Raw genomic sequence first — 2551 nt, 5'->3', positions numbered from 1 at the left:
ACGCACGGTGCCCCTGCCGACGTACGCCTTCCAGCACGAGCGCTACTGGCTGACCTCGCTGGTGGGCGCGGGCGACCCCGCGGCTGCCGGGCTGGGCCGGCTGGACCACCCGCTGCTCACCGCTGCGGTCCCGGTCGGCGACCAGGGCCAGTGGCTGTTCACCGGGCGGCTGTCGCAGGACGTGCAGCCCTGGAGCGGGGACCATGTCGTCGTCGGCGCGGTGATCGCGCCCGGGGCGGCCCTGGTGGAACTGGCCCTGGCGGCCGGCCGGCAGGTGGGCTGCCCGGTGGTGGACGAGCTGGTGCTCCAGGTCCCGCTGCCGGTGCCGGCCCACGAGGCGGTGCCGTTGCAGGTCATGGTCGGCGAACCGGGCCACGACGGCCGCCGGGACGTCGCGGTCTACACCCGCACCCGTGCGGCGCAGGACGACCCGAACGCGGCGGACGTGATGACCTGCCACGCGCGCGGTGTGCTCGCCGAGGAGGCCGGGCTGCTCGCGCCGGCGTTCCCGGCCGAGTGGCCGCCGGCGGGCGCGGAGCCGGTCGAGGTCGAGGGCCTGTACGACCGGCTGGCCGACGCGGGCTACGAGTACGGCCCGTCCTTCCAGGCGCTCCAGGCGGCCTGGCGCGACGGCGAGGACGTCTACGCCGAGCTGGTCCTGCCCGAAGAGGCCGGTGCCGCCCAGCAGTTCGGGATACACCCGGCGCTGCTGGACGCGGCCCTGCACGGCGGGCTGCTGGACCGGGACGTGACGTCGGCGGTCGAGCTGCCGTTCTCCTGGTCCGGGGTGCGGCTGGACCGGACCGGCACGGCGCGGGCCCGGGTCCGCATCACCCCGGCCGGGCCGTCCACGACCCGGATCGACATCACCGACGAGAGCGGTGCGCCGATCGCGTCCGTCCGGGAACTCGCGTCCCGGCCGGTGGACCAGGCGCAGTTGGCGGGCGCCGGGCAGCCCGCCGACGGGTCGCTGTTCACGGTCGACTGGACCGAGGTCGCGGCGCCGGGCGGCACAGCCGCGGCGAACGTCGCGGTGCTCGGCGCGGACGGGCCGTACGCGGACCTGGCCGCGCTGGTCGCGGCGGTGGCCGCGGGCACGCCGGTGCCGGACGCGGTGGTGACGGCGGTGCCGTCCGCGGGCGGTACCGACGGCGACACGGCGGACACCGTCGCGTCGGTCCGTACGGCGACGGCGCGGACGCTGGAGCTGGTGCAGGAGTGGCTGGCCGCCGAGGCGCTGACCGAGGCGCGGTTGGTGCTGGTGACCCGCGGCGCGGTCTCGACAGCCGGTGAGGCGCCGGACGTGGCGGCTGCTGCCGCCTGGGGCCTGGTCCGCAGTGCGCAGTCCGAGCACCTGGACCGGTTCGCGCTGGTGGACCTCGACCCGGACACGGCCGCGGACGACGAGGGCTCCGCGCCGGACTGGGCGGCGCTCGCCGGCCTGGGCGAGGCGCAGGTCGCGGTGCGCGGCGGGCGGGCGCTGGCGCCCAAGCTGGCCCGGGCGACCGCCTCGGCGGCGCCCGCCGAGGGGCCGTGGCTGCTCCAGGCGGTCACGAAGGGCTCGCTGGAGGGCCTGGCGCTGGTGCCGGCCGACACCGACCGCCCGCTGGCGGCGGGCGAGATCCGGATGGCGGTGCGCGCCGCGGGCCTGAACTTCCGCGACGTGCTGATCACGCTCGGCCTCTACCCCGGTGACGCCACGCTCGGCAGCGAGGCCGCCGGCACCGTGCTGGAGACCGGCCCGGGCGTCACCGACCTGGCGCCCGGCGACCGGGTGATGGGCCTGACCGCCGACACCTTCGGCCCCGTCGTGATCGTGGACCGGCGGCTGGTCGCGCCGATCCCCGACGCGTGGACGTACGAACAGGCCGCCGCCGTACCGGTGGTGTACCTGACCGCGTACTACGGCCTGGTGCACCTGGCCGGGCTGAGGGCCGGGGAGAAGGTGCTGATCCACTCCGCGGCGGGCGGGGTCGGCATGGCCGCGGTCCAGGTCGCCACGCACCTGGGCGCGGAGGTCTACGCGACCGCCAGCCCCGCGAAGTGGCCCGCCGTGCGGGCCCTCGGGGTGCCGCCCGAGCGGATCGCGTCCTCCCGCGACCTTGTCTTCGCCGAGACCTTCGCCCGGGCGACCGGCGGCGAAGGCGTGGACGTCGTCCTGGACGCCCTCGCGGGCGAGTTCGTGGACGCCTCGCTGGGGCTGCTGCCGCGCGGCGGCCGGTTCCTGGAGATGGGCAAGGCGGACATCCGCGACCCGCAGGAGGTGGCGGCGGCCCACCCGGGGGTCGCGTACCGGCCGTTCGACCTGTTCGAGGTCAGCCCCGAGCGGCTGGGGGAGATGCTCGGCGAGATCGTGGACCTGTTCGCGCGCGGCGTCCTGTCGCACGCGCCGGTCCGCACGTGGGACATCCGGCGGTACGCGGAGGCGTTCCGCTTCCTGCGCGAGGGCCGTAACACCGGCAAGATCGTGCTCACCGTCCCGCAGCCCCCGAACCCCGAGCACGCGGTGCTGGTCACCGGCGGCACCGGCGGTCTGGGCGGCTTGGTGGCA

1 protein-coding gene is annotated in these 2551 nt (G+C 76.8%); it reads left to right on the top strand.

All coding sequences use genetic code 11. The features are described from left to right. Positions 1 to 2551 (top strand): polyketide synthase dehydratase domain-containing protein (locus WA788_RS35195; protein ID WP_335984500.1); only part of this gene is annotated, 2551 nt, incomplete at both ends.

Source organism: Streptomyces sp. CA2R106 (genome assembly GCF_037034245.1).
GTDB lineage: Bacteria > Actinomycetota > Actinomycetes > Streptomycetales > Streptomycetaceae > Actinacidiphila.
Note: the sequence above shows the minus strand (reverse complement) of the source record. Positions and strands in the feature narration are given on the sequence as shown.